The 19,245-nt window shown below is 73.4% G+C and carries 2 protein-coding genes; both read left to right on the forward strand.

Annotation, left to right across the window (positions count from 1 at the left end; translation table 11 throughout):
• The first annotated feature begins 72 nt into the window (after positions 1-72).
• Positions 73-16,014: an SDR family NAD(P)-dependent oxidoreductase gene (locus tag G3I71_RS52400; RefSeq protein WP_164321460.1), complete on the forward strand. Its 15,942-nt coding sequence runs from the start codon at positions 73-75 to the stop codon at positions 16,012-16,014.
• Positions 16,004-19,207 carry an ACP S-malonyltransferase gene (fabD, locus tag G3I71_RS35845; protein ID WP_164321462.1) on the forward strand — a complete coding sequence of 1,068 codons (3,204 nt, stop codon included), beginning with the start codon at positions 16,004-16,006 and terminating at the stop codon, positions 19,205-19,207. Before G3I71_RS52400 ends, fabD begins: the two co-directional genes overlap by 11 nt.
• The last annotated feature ends 38 nt before the right edge of the window (positions 19,208-19,245 follow it).

Raw genomic sequence — 19,245 nt, forward strand, 5'->3', positions numbered from 1 at the left:
GGAAAGCCGGAACGGAACGCCCGGCGGGGCTGGGGACACGGCGCGTGCCGTGCGGCATGCGGGAGGAACGTCATGGATGACAAGCGCAAGGCACTGCTGCGACTCCTGCGGGAGGCGGGTGGCGGACCCCAGGCTCCGGAGGGGATCGCGGTCATCGGGCTGGCAGGCCGGTATCCCGGCGCCGCGACCCCCGAAGAGCTGTGGACCCGCGTGCATGACGGCGAGAACTGCATCGGGGAGTTCCTGCCCGGACGCGGGCACGGACAGCCGGATACCGGCGCCGATCTGCCGGACCACCGCTGGTGGGCTGGGCTGATCGACGACGCGGACTCGTTCGACCCGCTGTTCTTCGGCATCGCCCCCGTGGAGGCCGAGAGCATGGACCCGCAGGAGCGGGTCTTCCTGGAGACCGTGTGGGCGACGCTGGAGGACGCGGGCTGGCCGCCGCGCCGGCTCGCCGAGCAGAGCAACCCGGTCGGCGTGTTCGTCGGGGTGATGCACAGCGACTACGAGTGGATGGGCGGACGTGCCGCCGGTCTCGGAGTGGCCAACAGCGCCCGCTCCAGCCACTGGTCCATCGCCAATCGGGTCTCCTACATCCTGGACCTGCGCGGCCCCAGCCTCACCGTCAACACGGCGTGCTCTTCCTCCCTCACCGCCGTCCATCTGGCCTGCGAGAGCCTGCGCGCCGGGGACTGCTCGGCGGCGATCGTCGGCGGCGTGAACCTGATCCTGGACACCTCGCACCTGCGGACACTCTCCGATGCCGGGATGACCTCACCGGGGGACAGCTGCCGCAGCTTCGGCCTGGGCGCGGACGGCTTCGTGGACGGCGAGGGCGTGGGCGCCGTACTGCTGAAGCCGCTGTCGCGCGCGGTGGCCGACGGCGACCGGATCCACGGTGTCATCCGGGCATCCGCCGTCAACTCCGGAGGCAAGACCGGGGGTTACACGGTGCCCAGCCAGCAGGCCCAGGCCGAGGTGATCACGGCCGGCCTGCGCCGGGCGGGCATCGACCCGCGGACCGTCGGCTGTGTCGAGGCGCACGGGACCGGCACGCCGCTGGGCGACCCGATCGAGATCTCCGGCCTGGTCAAGGCGTTCCGCACGCGAATCGACGACGGCCTGGCGCAGGGGCTCACGCGGTGCGCGGTCGGCTCGGTGAAGTCGAACATCGGTCACCTGGAGTCCGCCGCGGGCATCGCGGGCCTGACGAAGGTGCTGATGCAGCTCAGGCACCGGACGATCGCGCCGTCGCTGCACTCGGCCGAGCTCAACCCCGACATCGAGTTCGCCGACGGGCCGTTCTACGTCCCGCAGGAGCCGGAGCCCTGGGAGCGTCCGGTCGTCGTCCGCGCCGACGGACAGCGCGTCGAGCTGCCACGGCGGGCCGGCGTCAGCTCCTTCGGCGGCGGCGGCGCCAACGCGCACCTGATCGTGGAGGAGTACCTCGCGGACGAGGCCGCGCCGCGCCCGCCGCGAAGCGAGGCCGGTCCGGAACTGATCGTCCTGTCCGCACGGGACGAGATCCGGCTCAGTGAGTCGGCCGCCCGGCTCGCCGACTTCCTGGACGCAGCCGGCACCGCCGCGCCGCGCCCGGGCGGGCCGGCCGTGCGGGACACGCAGGTCGAGGCCGCGTGCCTGCGGCTGGCCGCAGGGGCGCTCCAGGTCGGCGCCGATGACCTCGACCCGGTCACGCCGCTGGGCGAGTACGGCTTCCGCGCGGCCGAGCTGACGGTCCTCGCCGAGAAGCTCGAAGCGGAGTTCGGCAGGGGGCTGAATCCTGGCCTGCTGACCGGCGGCACCACGCTGCGGGCTCTCAGCGGGCTCCTGGCCGACCCCGACCCCGAGGCCGAGCCGCAGCAGCTCCTGCTCTGCGACGTCGCCCACACCCTGCAGACCGGTCGCACGCCGATGACCGCCAGGCTGGCGTTCCCGGCCGCAGACCTGGCCGAAGTCAGAGCCCTTTTGCGCGCGTTCGGCGCCGAGGGCTCGGCGGCGGGAGTGGCCACCGGCCGGGTCGCGGCCCGGTACCGGCCCTCGGAGCAGGACCGGGAGCAGGTGAGCCGGGCCCAGCGGCAGCGGGATCTGCGGACGGTGGCCGAGCACTGGACGCAGGGCGCCGAGGTGGACTGGTCCGAGCTGCGGTCCGAGAACACCGCCCGCCGCATCGGCCTGCCCACCTACCCCTTCGCCCGGAAGCGTTACTGGCTGCCGGAGATACCGCCGCGCCCCGAACGGCTGCCCTCCGGCCCCGCACCGATCACATCGGCGGAGGCGGGCGCCGAACCGTCGCCCATGGTCTGCTACCGCCCGACCTGGGTGCCCGCGCAGCGACCCGCCCCCGCTCTTGACGAGCACACCGCGGGCCGTCTGCGGGTGGTGATCCTCAGCTCGGCCGACGCCGCGCGGCTGGCGGACGGCATAGCCGGACACCACCGCGACGACGACGTGCGGCTGGTCGACCTGGACCGCGACGACCTGGTCACGGAACTGGCCCAGGCGGGCCCCGTGGACCGGGTCTACCACCTCGGCGGCATCCGGCTCCCGGCCACCGGCGCAACCGGATCACTGGAAGACGGCTACCGGCGCGGACTGCTCGCCCTGTTCCGGACCGCCCGGCACCTGGCCGGCGGCGACGGGCGCCGAGTACAGCTGAAGGTCGTGACCAACGACGCCGTGGGGGCGTTCGACGCCCCGGTCACCAACCCGTTCGCCGCCGGTCTGCATGGACTGGCCCGAGTGCTGCCCAAGGAGAACCCCGAGCTCAAGGCCGTCTGCCTCGACTTCGCGCAGCGTGAGACGGCCGACGACGCCGCCTGGGACCGGCTGCTGGCCGCCGTGCTGGCCGAGCCGTGCGACTCCTCCGGGCGGACCGTGCTCCTGCGCTACGGGACCCGCTACACCACCGCGCTCGAGCCGGTCGACCTGCCCGAGCCGCAGCAGCCGCCCTTCCGGGACCGCGGCGTGTACGTGATCGTCGGCGGCGCCGGCGGCATCGGCCGGGAACTCACCGTCCACCTCGCCGAGCGCTACCGGGCCCGGGTCGTGTGGATCAGCCGCAACCCGCTCGACGCGGACCAGCGTGCCTGTGCCGACCGGGCGCGCCGGCTCGGCGGCGAGGTGCTCCACCTGAGGGCCGACTGCTGCGACACCGAGGCGCTGCGGGCAGCCGCCGCCGAGGTGAGCGCCCGCTTCGGCGCGGTCCACGGCGTCATCCACGCGGGCATGACCTTCGCCCCGAGCCCGCTTGCGGCACTCGACGAGGAGGCGTTCCGCGCCGCGCTCATGGTGAAGACCGACGGCAGCGTGGCGATCGACCAGGTCTTCGGGGACCAGCCGCTCGATTTCCTCGCGTTCTTCTCCTCGGTGGGCGCGTTCGCCGGCACCGCCGGCAACGGCGCCTACAGCTGCGCCGCCGCACTGCAGGACGCCTACGCCCTGCACCTGGGCGGACGGCGCGAGTACCCCGTACGGGTCGTCAACTGGGGCTACTGGGGCGGAATCGGCTCGGGCGCCCGGCCCGGCCTGCGCGAGATCTTCCACGGCCTGGGCATCGGCGAGCTGTCGGTGGCCGACGGGCTGTCGGCCTTCCACCGGATCCTGGGCAACCCGCTGCCGCAGGTGATGCCGATCAGTGCCCGCGACTTCGCTCTGGCGGCGCTGGGCACCGTCTCCGCACGGCCCGCCGCACTGACGGCGGCGGCCGGCGGCCCGTCCCTGGCGCACGTGGCGGACGCACTGGCGCGTTCCCGCGCCGGACGCGCCGACGACGTCGACAGCGTGCTCACCGGTCACCACCGGCTCGCCGCCCTGTGCCGCCCAGCCGTGCTCGGGGTCTTCCGCCGGATGGGCGTCCTGCTCAACCCCGGAGACAGTTTCGACCGCCGGGAGCTGTGGAGCAGCCTCGGCATCCAGCCGAAGTACCAGCGGCTGTACGGCGCGCTGCTGAACATCCTGAGCAGCGCGGGCTACGTGGAGTTCGACGGTGAACGGTGCCGTCTGCTGTCCGGGGCCCCCACACAGACCCTCGGCCCCGAGGAACTGGACCCGGAGTTCGACCGGATCGCCGCGGACCACCCCGAACTGGCCGCCACGGTCACCTTGACCCGGCTCTTCCTGCGCTCGTACCCGCAGATCCTGCGCGGCGAGATCCGCGCCACCGAGATCATGTTCCCCGGCTCGTCCATGGCACTGGTGGAGAGCTTCTACAAGGCCAACGCGCTCTCCGATTCGTTCAACGAACTGGTCGGCGTCGCCGTGCGGTCCTACCTCGGACAGCGACTGGCACGGCTCGCGCCCGGCGAGCGGCTGCGCGTCGTCGAACTCGGCGCCGGCACCGGGGCCACCACGGAGACGGTCCTGCCGGTGCTGGCGCCCCACGTGGGCCAGGTCACCTACTGCTTCACCGACATCTCGCCGAGGTTCCTCGAGAACGCGGAGGAACGGCTGACCGGCGTGTTCGGCGACCTGGGCATCCTGGAGTACCAGGTGCTCGACCTGGAGAAGGGCATCGAGGCACAGGGGTTCACCCCGGGGTCGTACGACATGGTGCTCGCCACCAACGTGGTGCACGCGACGCGCGACCTGCGGGCCACGCTCGGCAAGGCGAAGGCACTGCTGAGGCCGGACGGCTGGCTCGTCCTCAATGAACTCACGGAGGTCTGGGACCACACCACGGTCGTGGGCGGGGTGCTCGACGGCTGGTGGCTGTTCGACGACGGTGAACTGCGCCTGCCGGACTCGCCCCTGACCGTTCCGGCCACCTGGCAGCGGCTGCTGCGTGAGGGCGGCTTCGAGCAGGTCGTGGTGGCGGACGGCCGTGGCCCGGACAGCCGGCCGCGAGGCCAGCACGTCATCGTCGCGGAGAGCGGCGGACCGCTCGGCGCCGAGCGGTCCGCCGCGCCGCAGGCCGGTGCGGCGCCGGTGTCCGCGCCGGTGCCGGAGCCGGCCCGGACGGAGCCGGCCCCCTCCGAGGCGCTGACGGCCCGACTGGCCGCGATCGTGGCGCGGGCCCTGAAGCTCGACGAGGCCCCGGATCCCGACCGGGCGCTGGCCGACTACGGGTTCGACTCGCTCACCGGCATGAAGATCGTCTCCGGAATCACCGAGGAGTTCGGGGTCACGGTGTCGCTCGGTGACTTCTACGAGCACCCGACGCTGCGTGAGCTGTCCCGGCACTACACGGAGCAGGAAGTGTTCGGCCCCGTGCCGGACGCCGCCCATGAGTCGCCTCCGACCGTCGCGCCCGCCCCTCGGCCGACAGCCGCCGGTCCGGTCGTCGGTCCGCTGTCCGAGGGGCAGCGTGCCCTGTGGATCCTGAACAGGGTCGCGCCGGACAACGCCGCCTACAACGTCCCACTGGCGCTCTGGCTCGATCCGCGGGTCGACGCCGAGGCCCTGCGCGGCACCCTGCAGGACCTGGTCGACCGGCACGAGGCGCTGCGCACGACGGTGACGGTCGAGAACCGGCAGCCGGCGCAGTACGTGGCAGTGCGGCAGGAGGCGGACCTCCGGCACGAACGCCTCGACAGCGCAGATGAGGAGGCGCTGCGCGAGCGGATGCGGGCCGAGCGCGTCCGTCCGTTCGACCTGGCGGGCGGACCCCTGCTGCGGGTGACGCTCTACAGCCTGCCCGACGGCAGGCGCGCACTGCTGGCCGTAGTCCACCACATCGTCTTCGACGGTGTCTCCATCGGTGTCGTCCTGCGGGAGCTGGAGGACGCCTACCGTGCCCGGGTCGCGGGCACGGCCTGGACGCCGAGCCCGCCCTCCGCCCGTTTCGCCGACTTCGTGGCGTGGCAGCGCAACCTGTTGGCGGGCCCGGAGGGAGTCCGGCTGCGCGACTACTGGCTGAACCGGGTGGCCGGGCCGGTGCCCGAGTTGTCCCTGCCCACGGACCGGCCCCGGCCGGCGGAGCCTCGCTTCCTGGGGGCCAGTGTCGAAGGGCGGATCGACGCGGCGCTGGTCGCCCGTGCCAGGGCGTTCGCCGCCGCTGAGCGGGTGTCGTTGTTCAGCGTCATGCTCGCCGGCTACTACGCGGTCCTGCGTCACTACGGTGACCAGGACCGGATACTGGTCGGCACCCCCACGGCCGGACGCCCCGGCGACCGGTTCGACGAGACGCTCGGCTGTTTCATGAACATGGTCGTCATCGACGGGCGCGTGCCGCTGGACCACGCGTTCCGCTCGGTGGTCGCCGAGGTGCACCGGGACACCCTCGCCGCCCTGCAGCACGGCGAGTATCCGCTGATCACGCTGATCGAGCAGCTCCGGCAGGCGGGCCGGCTCACCTGCCCCGACCTCTTCCGGGCAGCCTTCTACTACCAGAACTGGGTACGGCCGCAGGAGCACGCAGGGCTCGTCCAGGGGATGGTCGGCGGAGTCCACCAGGAAGGTGAGTTCGACCTCACCCTGGAGATTGTCGAGGGGGAGGGCGACTTCCTGTTCACGGTCAAGTACGACCGGGAGCTGTTCGAGCCGAGTACGGCCGCCGCCATCGCCGACCGGTTCGTCGCGGTCCTCACCGGGCTCCTGGACGACCCGGACCGGCTCGTCTCCTCGGCCGGGGCACGCAGGCAGGCAGGCCGGCCGGTTGCGGGCAGCCTCGCCCAGCTGCAGGTCCGGCGGCCTGCGACGCCCCGGACCGAGGCCGACGAGGCGCTGATCGGCCAGGTGGAGGCGAACCTGGCCCGGCTGCCGGGGATACGGCAGATGGCGGTCGTGGCACTGGAGGGCGAGGACGGCACGTTTCTCCGGGGGTTCTACCAGGCAGACCCCGGCACGTCCCTGGACGTGTCCCTGCCGGAGCTGGTCCGGCAACTGCTGCCGGCTCACCTGCGCCTCGACGCGGTCCTCCCGGTCGACGACTTTCCCCGCACCGCGGACGGCGGCGTGGACCGCGCGGCCCTGGCCGGCCTGTCCGGCGGCCCGGCGGCGCGGGCCGGCCAGTCCTCGCGCACATCCGGCCCGGTGACGCCCTCCGTCCCGGATCCGGTCCGGGCGGTGGGCGAGGCGCCCTCCGACGGGGCCCCTTGCGGCGAGGTCGCCGGAAGGCTGGCCGGGGAAGTGGCCGCGATGGTCGCACGTGCCGCGGGCCTACGGCCGGAACAGATCGACCCTGACATCCCGTTCGGCCAGTTCAAGCTGGACTCCATCCGGTTCACGGAACTGAGCCTGGAACTGTCCGACCTGGTCGGCGCCGAGATCCTCCCCACGGCGTTCTACCGCTTCCCGACCCTGTCCCGGCTGCTCCGCCATCTTGCCGACAACCACGGCGTCGCCCTGGGAGCCCGGTACGGTGACGGCCCGGCACCGACCGCTCCCACGGCGGCCCGACACGGCGAGGACGACCGTGAAGCGGACCGCCGGCCGGACAGCGCAACGGCGGTCCCGGCTGCCGAGGCCGTCCCGGCCGTCACCCGCTCCAAGGACGTGGCCGTCGTCGGCATGGCCGCGAGACTTCCGCAGTCGGCGGATCTGGACGCCTACTGGGCGCATCTCCTCGCCGGCCACGATCTGATCGAGGAGATCCCGGCCGAGCGGTGGGACTGGCGGGCGTACGACGGTGACTCCGGTACCGAGGAGAAGTCCCGCTCCCGCTGGGGCGGCTTCGTGCCGGACGTCGACAAGTTCGACGCCGCCTTCTTCGGCATCTCGCCCCGCGAGGCCGAACTGATGGACCCGCAGCAGCGGTTGCTGCTGGAGACGGTGTGGGCGGCCCTGGAGAACGCGGCCATCCCGCCCTCGACGCTGGCGGGCCGCAGGGTCGGCGTCTTCATCGGGGTCACCAACTCCGACTACGTCGACGTCCAGCGCGCGGCGGGCCGGGCCACCGAGGGCCACACCATCACCGGCGCCGCGCTGTCGGTCATCCCCAACCGGGTGTCCTATCTGCTGGACCTGCGCGGGCCCAGCATGGCGGTGGACACGGCCTGTTCGGGTTCGCTCACCGCGGTCCACCACGCCGTCCGGGCACTGCGGGACGGCGAGTGCGACCTGGCCATCGCCGGCGGGGTCAGTCTCATCCTCAGCCCGAACCTCTACGTGGCGCTGAGCAAGAGCGAGATGCTCAGCCCCGACGGCAGGTGCAGGACCTTCGACGCAAGCGCCAACGGCTACGTCCGGGGCGAGGGTGTCGGAGTCGTCGTACTGAAGAACCTGACCGACGCCGTCCGCGACGCCGATCCGGTGGACGCGGTGATCAAGGCCGCCGCCGTCAACCACGGCGGCAGGACCACGTCGCTGACCTCGCCGAATCCCGGTGCCCAGACCGAGCTGCTCGTCGCGGCCTACCGTGCCGCCGGCATCGATCCGGCCACGGTCGGCTACATCGAGGCGCACGGTACGGGGACCGCGCTGGGCGACCCGATCGAGACGGCCGGTCTGCGCGACGCCTTCGCCGAGCTGTACGGCTCGGCCGGCCGGCCGGTACCCGAGCCGCCGACCTGCGCGGTCGGCTCGGTGAAGACCAACATCGGCCATCTGGAGGCGGCGGCAGGCATCGCCGGCCTGGTCAAGACCGTCCTGGCGATGCGGCACCGCACCATCCCGGCCAGCCTGCACTTCCAGGAGCAGAACCCCTATCTGGAGCTGGCCGGCTCCCCGCTGTACGTCGTTTCGCAGACCACACCGTGGCCCCGCCCTGTCGACGGGGCGGGGCGGCCCGCGCCGCGCCGCGCCGGGGTCAGCTCCTTCGGCTTCGGCGGCGCCAACGCGCACGTCGTACTGGAGGAACCGGAAGCGCCCGAAGCCCGCGATGAGCGGACGGAAGAACGGCTGTTCGTTCTCTCCGCCCGCACCCCCGAGGCGCTGCGGTCCTCCGCCCGGCGGCTCGTCGACCACCTCCAGGAGCACGAGGTCCCGGCAGGCGACCTCGCGTACACCCTCCGGGCGGGCCGCGACCCGATGGCCCACCGCCTCGCCGTCGTCGCCGACAGCACCGCCGAGGTGCGCGCCGAACTCGATGCGTACCTCGCCGGCCGCCCGTCCGCCGTACGCATCGGACGGGCCGAGCGGAATCCCGCCGCGCGCACGGCCGCCGCGCGCCAGGACGTCGGCGCGGTCGCGGCCGACTGGCTCCGGGGCGCCGAGGTCGAATGGCCGGCCCCGCACCCGGGCGAGGCCGTACGCCGTGTGCACCTGCCCGGCTATCCGTTCGCCAGGACCCGGCACTGGATCGCTCCGGAGCCCGGCCCGTCGGCCCCGGAGCCGGCCACCGCGCTGCCGCATCCCGCACTGCCGACCGCCGAGATCCCCGTGCCGCCCGCGGCGGAGACGGTGGCCGCCTTCGCACCGGACTGGCAGCCGGCCCCGGCGATCCGCCGTGCTGCGCCGGCTTCCGTCCTGGTACTGGACGCAGGTTCGCGAGGCGCCGAGCTGAACGCCGCACTGGCGGCGGCCGGACTGGCCGCCCGGCACATCGAACTGTCCGCCGGATTCGACGCCGAGGCCGCCGTCCGCGCCTTCCCGCCGGGCCCGGTGCATGTGGTGCAGCTGGCCGGTGACCACCCGGAACCGGACAACGCGGTGGAGTACGGCTTCCACGCGGCCACGGCCTTCCTGCAGGCCTGGCAGCGGGAGCGGCGCGGCCCGCTCGGCTACCTCTTCGTCCATCCCGACCCGGCCGCCTCGGCCGCCCAGCCGGCGATGGCCGCCTTCGGCCGCTCGGTGCGCCTGGAGCATCCTCTGGTGGACTTCGGCGTACTGGCGGTCGCGTCCGGGAGCCTGGCCGACGCGGTGATCGCCGAACTCGGGGCCGAGCGCGAGGCCGAGGTCCGCGTCGGCATCGAGGGCCGCATGCGCCGCGGGTGGCGGCAGGTGAGTCTGCCGGTCTGTGCCGGTTCGGCGTTCACCGGCTCCGGTGCGCACATCGTCACGGGCGGCACCGGCGCCCTCGGCCTGCTGCTCGCCGAGCACATCGCCGCCGTACGCCACACCGCGGGAGTGTCCGACGGCGGGATCGTGCTGGCCGCCCGCAGCGTTCCCGGCCCCGAGGCCCGTGACCGTGCGCTCGCCATCGGCGCGGACATCGTGCGGGCCGATGTCGGCGACCCGGCCTCGGTTCGCGCGCTGATCGCCGGGGCCCGGGGGGCCCACGGCTCGGTCAGCGGCGTCGTGCACGCCGCCGGAGTGCTCCGGGACGGCCTGCTGCGGGGCAAGGAACGCGCCGACGCCGAGGCGGTGCTGGCCGCCAAGGTGCGCGGCACCGTGCTGCTCGACGAGGCGACGCGCGACGAGCCGCTCGACTACTTCGTGGCGTTCTCCTCCGCCGCGGCCGTCTTCGGCAACGTCGGCCAGACCGACTACGCCTTCGCCAACGCGTTTCTCGACCACTTCGCCGAGCAGCGGGAACGGCAGCGCCGCCAGGGCGGCCGGCGGGGCCGTACCCTCGCCGCCGCCTGGCCGGTGTGGGCGGACGGCGGCATGCGGATCGACGCCTCGGCCCAGGAGCACATGGCCCGGACGCTCGGCATGCGTCCCGTACCGACCGGGCAGGCCCTGGACGCCCTGGAACGGGCACTGGCGGGCGACGCACCGAGACTGCTGCTCACCCCCGGCGACCCGGAGCGCGTGCTCACGGCCCTCGACGGCTCGTCCACGCCCCCGAAGACCGCCACCCGGCCCGCCGCGGCGCCCTCGGGTGACGAACGTGCCCGGGCCGAACACCTGGTTCTGCGTCTGCTGGCGGCCGAACTGAAGCTCCCCGAGCGGGAGATCGCCCTCACGGAGCCCTTCGGGGACTACGGCGTGGACTCCCTGATCACCCTCAACCTGATCCGGCAGCTCGAAGAACACGTCGGCCCGCTCTCGAAGACCCTGCTGTTCGAGTACGTGACGGTCCGTGAGCTGGCCGGCCAGCTGGCCGCCGCCCACCCCGACGTGTTCGCCGCGGCCGGGTCACCCGCCACAACGGCCGCCGGACCGGTCACGGAGCCGGTTCCCGCGGTCCGTCCCAGCGGCGACATCGCGATCATCGGTGTCGCGGGCCGCTACCCGGAGGCCGACGACCTCGACGAGTTCTGGCGGAACCTGCGGGCCGGCCGGGACAGCGTCCAGGAGGTACCGGCCGACCGCTGGGACCACAGCAGGTTCTACGACGCCGACAGGTCGGCCACCGGCAGGACGTACGGCAGGTGGGGAGGCTTCGTGCGCGACGCCGACCGCTTCGACCCGCTGTTCTTCCGCATGTCGCAGCTCGACGCCGAGCACACCGACCCCCAGGAGCGGGTCTTCCTCGAGACGGTCTGGCATCTGCTGGAGGACGCCGGCTGCACCCGCGAGCGACTGCGCGGCACCCGCACCGGAGTCTTCGTGGGCCTGGCCTACGGTCACTACCAGCTGTACGGCGTCCAGGACGCGCTGCGCGGCAACGGCCTCGCGCCCACCTCGTCGTACGCCTCGGTGGCCAACCGGGTGTCGTACTTCTTCGACTTCACCGGGCCCAGCGTCGCCGTGGACACCATGTGTTCCTCCTCGCTCGTCGCCATCCACCAGGCCTGCCTGGCCATCCGCAACGGCGACTGCGACACGGCGGTCGCGGGCGGTGTCAACATCTCCAGCCACCCGGTGAAGTACCTCCAGCTCGCGGCCCGCGGCTTCCTCTCCGAGGACGGCCGGTGCCGCAGCTTCGGGGCTGGCGGCACCGGATACGTCCCGGCCGACGGCTCGGGCGCGGTCCTCCTCAAGCGCCTCGACGCGGCCCTCGCGGACGGTGACCGGATCCTGGCCGTGGTGAAGGGCTCCGCCGTCAACCACGGGGGTGAGGCCAAGGGCTTCACCGCGCCCAGCCCGAAGGCACAGGGCGACCTTCTGCGGGCCGGGCTCGACCGGGCCGGACTGCGCCCCGCCGACCTCGACTACCTGGAGGCCCACGGCACCGGCACCGCGCTCGGCGACCCGATCGAGGTCTCCGGCATGCTGCGCGCCTTCCGCGACGACCTGCCCGACCGGCTGCCGATCGGCTCGGTCAAGTCCAACATCGGGCACGCCGAGGCCGCCGCCGGAATCGCGGGCGTCACCAAGGTGCTGCTCCAGATGCGCCACGGAGAGCTGGTTCCGTCGCTGCACGCGGATCGGCTCAACCCGGACATCGACTTCGCGGCGACCCCGTTCCACGTCCAGCGCGAACTCGCCCGCTGGCCTCGCAACGTCCTCACGGACGGCACGGCACGGCCCAGGACCGCAGGCGTCAGCTCCTTCGGCGCGGGTGGCACCAACGCGTATCTCGTCCTGCAGGAGTACCTCGGCGAGTCGCAGGCCGAAAACGTCTCCACCGGTCCGCAGCTGGCCGTGCTCTCCGCCCGCAACGCCGACCGGCTGACCGCGCAGGCCCGTCGGCTGGCCGTACACCTGCGCGCCGAGGGTGCGCAGGCGGCACCCGAGGAGGTGGCGTGGACTCTGCAGTGGGGCCGTGAGGCCATGGAGCACCGGCTCGCGGTGGTCTTCCACGACCTCGCGGAACTGGCCGAGCGGCTGGAGGAGTTCGCCGCCGGCGCCGAACCGGCCGCCAGCTGGACGGGAGTGGCGAACCTGCGCAGGCCGCTCGCGGCCGGCCCGCCGCCGGACGACCTCGCCGGGTATGCCGCCGAGTGGACGTCGGGCCGGCCGGTGGACTGGGCGGCCCTGCATCCCACGGGCCGGCCTCGCCGGATGGCACTGCCTGGCTATCCCTTCGGCGGAGACCGGATCCGGCTGGCCGCGGCGGACGCCGAACTGGCCGCCCTGGGCGCCGACGGGGCCACGGAGGGTCTGCTGCTGACCCGGCACTGGGTCCACGCCGACCCGGGGCCCCGCACCGCACCGCCGGTCCGGACCGCGGTGCTGGCCGCACCGGGCACGGAGGGCCTGGCCGCCCGGGTCGCCGCCGCCCTGCCCCGGGCCGAGGTGCTTACTCACGACCGGCTCGCCGCCGACCTCGCCGACCCGGCCACCCGCTGGGACCGCTTCGACGCCGTGGTCGACCTGGCCGGCTGCGCCGGTACCGGTACCGGTACGGATGCCGATCCTGAGCACGCGCGGCTGGCCCCCTGGCTGGGCTGGTTGCAGCACCTCGTCGACCACGGCCGTGGCGGGCTGTGCGCCCTGCTGGTCTCCCGGGACACCGAAACCGGCACGCCCGGCCTCGGCGGCGCGGCCCGAGCCGGCCTCTACCGGATGCTCCAGAGCGAGTACCGCCATGTGCGCTCCCGCCATGTCCACGTGGAGCGGCACACCTCGGACGAACAGTTGTGCCGGTGGGTGGCCGACGAACTCGGCACGGCCGGGGAGCTGGCCGACGTCGCCTACCGGGACGACGTCCGGCTCCGCTCGGAGCTGCGCGAACTGGCGGACGGTCCGGAGAACGCCCTGCGCTTCCCGGACGGCCACGTGCTGTGGGTGACCGGTGGCACGCGCGGGATCGGACTGCTCACCGCCCGGTACTTCGTCGCCCGGCACGGCGTCCGCAAGCTGGTGCTCACCGGCCGCGAGGAACTGCCGCCGCGGACGGAATGGGCCGCGCACATCGCCGCGGGCAGCGCACTCGGCCGCAGGCTGCGCCCCCTCGCCGAGCTGGCCGACCAAGGGGTCGAGCTGGAGGTCTGCGCCGTGCCGCTGGAGGAGCAGCATGCCCTGGCCAAGACCCTGGCGGAGGTGAAACTGAGGCTGGGGCCGGTCGGCGGGGTGATCCACAGCGCGGGATTCACCGACTTCGACAACCCCGCCTTCGTACGGAAGCCGCAGACCGGCATGGCGCGGGTGATCGGCCCGAAGGTCTTCGGCCTCGACGCGCTCGTGGAGTGCTTCCGCGACGAACCGCTCAGCCTGTTCCTGCTCTACTCCTCGGTCGCCGCCGCCGTTCCCGCGCTCGCCGTCGGCCAGAGCGACTACGCACTGGCCAACGCCTACCTGGACGCGGTCGCCGAGGCACGCCCCTACGGGCTGCCACTGGTCAGCGTGCAGTGGCCGAGCTGGAAGGACACCGGTGCGGGCGAGGTGCGCAGCGCCGCCTACCGGTCCTCCGGGCTGGCCGCGCTCTCCGACGAGCAGGGACTCGCCCTGCTGGAACGGGCGATCGCGAGTGGCGCCCGGGTGGTGCTGCCCGCGGTGGTACGTCCGGACGCGGACTGGAGTCCAGGGCGGCTGACGGACCACCGCCCGCCCACCACCGAGGCGGCGCAGGAGACCGCCGGACCCGGAACCCGCTCCGAAACGGCCTCCGGGTCCGCTGCCGAGGCGGTCCGAGGCGCGGCCGGGTCGGCGGCGTCCTGGCTGCTGGACCGGCTCGCGGCGGAACTGCGGTTCGACCGGGCCGCGTTGGCGGGGGATGTGCCGATCCAGGACTACGGCATCGACTCGATCCTGATCGCCCAGCTCGTCCAGACCGCCGCGAAGCGGCTCGACGTGTCGCTCGACCCGTCGGCGCTCCTGGAACACCCGACCGCCGACGGGTTCGCCGAGTACCTCGCCGAGAAGCACGAGGAGAACCTGCTCGCGGCCTTCGGTGGTGCGGCCGCCGCGGACACCCCGGCCTCCGCCGCACGGGCTGTCGTGACCTCCGCCCTGCACCCCGCACCGGCCGTCGCGCAAACGGCCCGCGCCACCGCGGACATCGCCGTGATCGGTCTGTCCTGCCGCTTCCCCGAGGCCGGGTCCGCCGAGGAGTACTGGGAACTGCTGCGCCAGGGCCGGTCGGCGCTGCGCCCGGTTCCCGACCGGCGCTTCGGCCGGCCGCTCGGATACCACGCCGGCCTGCTGCCGGACGTGTTGCGCTTCGACCCGGAGTCCTTCCTGCTGTCCGGGGCGGATGTCGCGGCCATGGATCCGCAGGCGCTGCTGCTCCTGGAGGAGGTCGACAACGCCGTCCACCACGCCGGATACGAGCCCGCCGAGCTCAAGGGCCGCCGGATCGGGGTGTACGTCGGCGGTCGGGCCACGCACACCCCGGACGCCGCGCGCCTGGAGCGGGCGGCGAACCCGGTGGTGGTCACCGGCCAGAACTACCTCTCCGCCAACGTCTCCCAGTTCTTCGACTTCCGGGGACCGAGCCTGGTGGTCGACACCGCCTGCTCCTCCGCCCTGGTGGCGATGGACGCAGCTGCCCAGGCGCTGCGCTCGGGCGACATCGAGTCGGCCGTGGTCGCCGGGGTCGGCCTGCTCACCGACGACCGGCCCTACCAGGTGTTCGGACAGCGGGGACTGCTCAACCCGGGTACGGAGTTCCATGTCTTCGACCGCCGGGGGGCCGGAGTGGTGCTCGGCGAGGGGATCGGCGTCGTCGTCCTCAAACCCCTCGACAGGGCGCGGGCGGACGGAGACCGGGTGCTCGCGGTCCTCAAGGGCATCGCCGTCAACAACGACGGCCGGACAGCCGGCCCCGCCACCCCCAACCTGGAGGCGCACAAGGAGGTGATGACCGAGGCGCTGACGCGCAGCGGCCTGTCCCCGCAGGACGTCGGATGGATCGAGGCCAACGGCTCCGGCTCGGCCGTCACCGACCTGCTGGAACTCAAGGCGGTGGAGGCGGTCTACCGGGCGGGCTCGGCGCAGCCGGTGGCTCTCGGCTCGGTCAAGCCGAACATCGGCCACCCGCTGGCCGCGGAGGGGATCGCCTCGTTCATCAAGGTCGTCCTGATGCTGCACCACCGGCAGCAGGTACCGTTCGGCTCCGGGCAGGAACCGCTGGAGCACTTCGACCTCGATGCCTCGCCGCTGTACTTCCCGCGGGAGGCCGAGCCGTGGCCGGGCTCGGCCGAGGCCGCCGCTGTGAGCTGCTTCGCCGACGGCGGCACCAACGCACACCTGGTGCTCACCCCCGCTCCCGCGGGTCACCAGGGCGACCGTGCCCCGCTCCCGAGACCCGAGTGGGACCGCAGGGTCGTCATCCGGGGGGCGGCCGAGCCAACCGGGTCCGGAGCGGGGCTCTTCTGGCACGACCACCGGGCGGCGGAGCCGGCGGCGGGGCCGGGCGCACAGCCCTTCTGGAACGGCTACCGGGCCGCTGCGACCAGGGAGGCCCGGAGCCATGGCCGTTGACACTCCGACGCAGCCCCTGCCCGTCGTCTTCATGTTCCCGGGCCAGGGCTCGCAGTACTACCGGATGGGCGAGGAGCTTTTCGCCGGTGACGAGGTGTTCGGCGCGGCGCTGCGCCGCTACGACGCGGTGGTCGCCGAGGAGCTGGGCGAATCCGTGCTCGCACGGGTATTCGACCCGGCGAAGCGCAGGAGCGAGCCGTTCACCGACACCCGGTTCACCCATCCGGCGATCGTCATGATCGAACTCGCGCTGGCCGAGACTCTGCGGGCGGCGGGCGTCGAGCCCGACTACCTGATCGGCTGCAGCCTCGGTGAGTACGCGGCGGCCACCCTGTCCGGCAGCCTCGATGCGAGGGACTGCCTGGGGCTGCTGGTCGGACAGGCCGCTGCCCTGCGAAAGGGCCCTCGCGGCGGCATGCTCGCCGTGCTCGCCGGGCCGGACGTCCTGGACCGGGTGCCCGCACTGCGCGAGTGCGAGGTTGCCGCCCGCAACCACCCGGGCCACTTCGTGGTCTCGGGCACGGAAGAGGCCGTGGCCCGGGCCGAGTCCGCGCTGCGCGCCGCCGATGTGCCGCACCAGCGGGTGGCTGTGGAGTACGGCTACCACTCCGCGTTGATGGCCCCCGTGCTCGCCGAGTGCCGCAGCGCCCTCGAACGGACGAGGTTCGCCCCGCCGCGCATCCCCTGGGTGTCCTGCGTCGACGGACACCTGGTCGAGCGGCCCAGCGCCGATCACTTCCGGCGAGTGGTTCGTGAGCCCATCGCGTTCGAGCGCACGATGGCCGCCATGCGCGACCGGGGCGATTTCCTCTACCTCGACCTCGGCCCCTCGGGCACTCTCGACAACTTCGTGCGCGGCAACGCACCGCCAGGGACACGGTCCAGGTCACTGTCCCTGCTCAGCCCGTTCGGCCATGATCCCGCCGCGCTGGCGAAGGTCCGCACCTTGACCAACCGCCCTCCCCAAACGCGCAGGACACCGAGGAAGGCACAGCGCATGAAGGTCTACGGGTTTCCGGGCCAGGGCTCGCAGCGGCGAGGGATGGGTGCGGAGCTGTTCGAGAGGTTTCCCGAACACACGATCGTCGCCGACCGGGTCCTCGGCTACTCGATCCGGGAACTGTGCGTGGAGGACCCCGAACGCCGGCTCGGCCGCACCGAGTTCACCCAGCCGGCGCTCTACGTGGTGAGCGCCCTGGCCCATCTGGACCGGGTGGTTGCGGACCCGGTGCCGGCGGACTACCTGGTCGGCCACAGCCTCGGTGAGTACGCGGCGCTGTTCGCCGCGGGCGTCTACGACTTCGAGACCGGACTGAGGCTGGTGCGGCGACGCGGTGAGCTGATGGCCGCCGCCGGTGGCGGCACGATGGCCGCGGTGGTCGGGACCGACGAGGCGACCGTCCACCGGGTGCTCGCCGAGTCGGGTCTCGACGGCCTCGACCTGGCCAACCACAACGCCATGGACCAGTTCGTGCTCTCCGGCCCGGTGGAGCGGATCGATGCCGCCTGCGCCGCCTTCGACGCCGTGGGCGCCCGCACCGCCCGCCTCAATGTCAGCGCGCCGTTCCACTCCCGGTACATGCGCGGCGCCGCGGAGGAGTTCGCCCGCTTCCTGGACGAGTTCACCCTGCGCCCGCCAGCCGTCCCGGTGCTGGCCAACGTGGACGCGCGCCCGTACCGCCCCGAAGCGCTCAAGGAGACGCTGACCGCACAGATCGTGTCGCCGGTGCGGTGGACCGAAACTGTGCGCACCCTGATGGGGCACGGCGACTTCGAGTTCGTCGAACTCGGTCCCGGCGAGGTGCTCACCAAACTGGTCGCCCGGATCAGACAGGGGGCCGAGCCGCTGCCGGCTCCCGCGTCCCGCCCGGATCCGGCCCCCCGCACCGCCCTCCCGGAGGTTCCTCCCGGGATCGCGGTCGAGGCCGACGGACTGGGCGCCCGGAGCTTCCGCGAGCGGTACGGGTTGCGGCGCGCCTACCTGATGGGATCGATGTACGGCGGGATCTCGGGCCCGGCGATGCTCCGCGCGGCGGCCAAGGCGGGCCTCCTGGCGTTCCTGGGGACCGCCGGCCTCACCCTGCCCGAGGTGGACCGTAAGCTGCGCGACCTGGCCGATGACCTGGGCCCGGGCGGCACCCTCGGGGCGAACCTGCTTCACCGGCACGGCGCACCCGACGAGGAGTCCGCGCAGGTCGACCTGTTCCTCCGGCGGGGTGTGGATGTCGTGGAGGCATCCGGCTTCCCCCTGATCACCCCGGCGCTGGTGCGGTTCCGGCTCGGGGGCGGACGGATCCTGGCCAAGGTGACCAGGACCGACATCGCCGCCGAGTTCCTCGCGCCGGCACCGCGGCGGCTGGTCGAGCGGCTGCTCGCGGCCGGGGAGGTCACCCAGGCGCAGGCCCGTGCCGCTGAAGGCCGGCCGATGGCGGACGACCTGTGCGTCGAGGCGGACGGCGGCTGGCTCACCGGCACGGCCGATCTGCTGACCCTGTTGCCCGCCGTGCTGCGGCTGCGGGACGTGACCGCCCTGCCCGGGCAGCGGGTGCACGTCGGATGCGCCGGCGGCATGGGCACCCCGGAGGCGGCCGCCGCGGCCTTCCTGCTCGGCGCCGAGTTCGTGCTGACCGGTTCGGTCAACCAGTGCTCGGTGGAGGCCGCCACCAGCTCCGCGGTGAAGGAAATCCTGCAGGAGGCCCACGAGTACGACGTGGCGACCGCCCCCTGGGCCGAGATGTTCGACCTGGGCACCCGGGCCCACTATCTGCGGCGAGGCCTGCTCTTCCCGGCACGAGCCGGCAAGCTGTACGACCTCTGGCGCGCACACGCCTCTCCGGCCGCACTCGACGACGCCACCAGGACCCAGCTGCTCGACCGCTATCTGGGCGGCGAGTCGCCCGCGGGCGCCGGGCCCGACGCAGAGCCGAAGGCGGAGCTGGCGGCCCTGTGCCGCGGCTATTCCAAGCGCGGCCACCGGCTCGCTGTGACAGGCGACACGCGGTCCACGGTCGACTATCTGGTCCACTGCGGCCCCGCGATGGGCGCGTTCAACCAGGTGGTCGCCGGCACCACCCTGCAACCCTGGCGGGTCCGCACGGTCGAGGCGATCGCCGACACCCTCATGGAAGGCGCGGCCGCGCACATCACCGGTCGACTGCGTTCCGCCGGCGCCGCTTCGCCATGTCCCAGCTGATCCTTTCCCGCCCCCACCGTGCCGCCGGTTCGACGCTG

Source organism: Streptomyces sp. SID12501 (assembly GCF_010550245.1).
In the GTDB taxonomy this organism is placed as follows: domain Bacteria; phylum Actinomycetota; class Actinomycetes; order Streptomycetales; family Streptomycetaceae; genus Streptomyces.

What these genes read in the sequence shown, in the direction of transcription:
- G3I71_RS52400 (WP_164321460.1), top strand. Translation starts at nt 73, where the DNA reads ATGGATGACAAGCGCAAGGCACTGCTGCGACTCCTGCGGGAGGCGGGT.
- fabD (WP_164321462.1), top strand. Translation starts at nt 16,004, where the DNA reads ATGGCCGTTGACACTCCGACGCAGCCCCTGCCCGTCGTCTTCATGTTC.